The sequence below is a fragment of the Pseudoalteromonas sp. TB25 genome (assembly GCF_000497995.1).
In the GTDB taxonomy this organism is placed as follows: Bacteria; Pseudomonadota; Gammaproteobacteria; order Enterobacterales; family Alteromonadaceae; genus Pseudoalteromonas; species Pseudoalteromonas distincta.
This window is the reverse complement of record NZ_AUTI01000250.1, coordinates 2262-3488: the sequence shown is the minus strand read 5'-3', so window position 1 is coordinate 3488 and position 1227 is coordinate 2262. Positions and strand designations below refer to the sequence as shown.

Below are 1227 nucleotides of genomic sequence, written 5' to 3'. Positions count from 1 at the left end.
CCGCCACTAAAGAAGTATTTAGCCCTGCGGTATTTGGCATTTTAATTATTATGCTGGTGTATTTACCGCTGTTTGCACTAAGCGGGGTTGAGGGCAAAATGTTTCAGCCAATGGCGTTTACAGTGGTTGCTGCATTAGTTGGCGCACTTACTTTTGCAGTGACGTTTGTACCNCCTGCCGCTATTGCGGTATTTGTACGCGGTAAGGTGAGTGAGAGCGAAAATGTCGTTATGCGCGGCATTAAAAAAGGCTACAAACCGCTACTTGGTTTATCGCTAAAACTACCGTGGGTAATGTTAAGCATTGCTGCTGTGCTTGTAATTACACTTGGCTTTAAAGTGAAAAACATGGGGGCTGAGTTTTTACCGCAGCTTGATGAGGGCGATATAGCCATGCACGCACTGCGCATTACCGGCACCGGTATTGAACAATCGGTAAAAATGCAAAAAGAGCTAGAGCAAGCCATTTTAGCCATACCTGAAGTTGAAAAAGTATTTTCAAAAATTGGTACGCCCGATGTAGCAAACGATCCTATGCCACCTAACGTTGCCGATACCTTTTTAATGTTAAAGCCACGCGAACAATGGCCTAACTCTGCTTTAAGTAAAGAAGAACTGGTTAAGCAAATTCGCCACTTAGTAAATGAAGTACCTGGTAATAACTATGAGTTTACGCAACCAATAGAAATGCGCTTTAACGAGCTAATAGCAGGTGTGCGCGCCGATGTTGCCGTGCGTATTTACGGCGATGATTTATCAACATTAAAACAGTACGGCGAAAAAGCCACAGCCTTGGTACAAAACATAACAGGTGCAACCGATGTACGCCTTGAACAAATGGAAGGTTTGCCTACGCTTTCGGTTACGCCGCTTCGCGATCATATGGCGCTGTTAGGCTTAACCGTAACCGATATACAGCAAAGTGTAAGTGCTGCGGTAGGCGGTGTACAAACCGGGCTTATTTACGAAGGTGATAAACGCTTTTCGTTATTAGTGCGTTTAGATGAACGCTGGTCAAGCGATGTATCACAGCTTGCGCGTTTGCCAGTGGCCGTGCCCAAAAGTGCCAACCCAGACCTTGCATTTGTACCGCTTGGCGAAGTTGCAAATATTAGTATTGATAAAGGGCCTAATCAAATAAACCGTGAAAGCGGTAAGCGTAATGTTGTTGTTACTGCAAATGTAGAAGGGCGTGATTTAGCAAGCTTTGTAAGTGATGCACAAGCCG

1 pseudogene (cut by a window edge) is annotated in these 1227 nt (G+C 44.8%); it reads left to right on the top strand.

Going from position 1 to position 1227, the window contains the following annotated elements:
• Positions 1-1227 (top strand): annotated as a pseudogene (locus tag L652_RS01000000123475) (CusA/CzcA family heavy metal efflux RND transporter); its annotated part runs 552 nt beyond the window's last position; the annotation flags it as partial.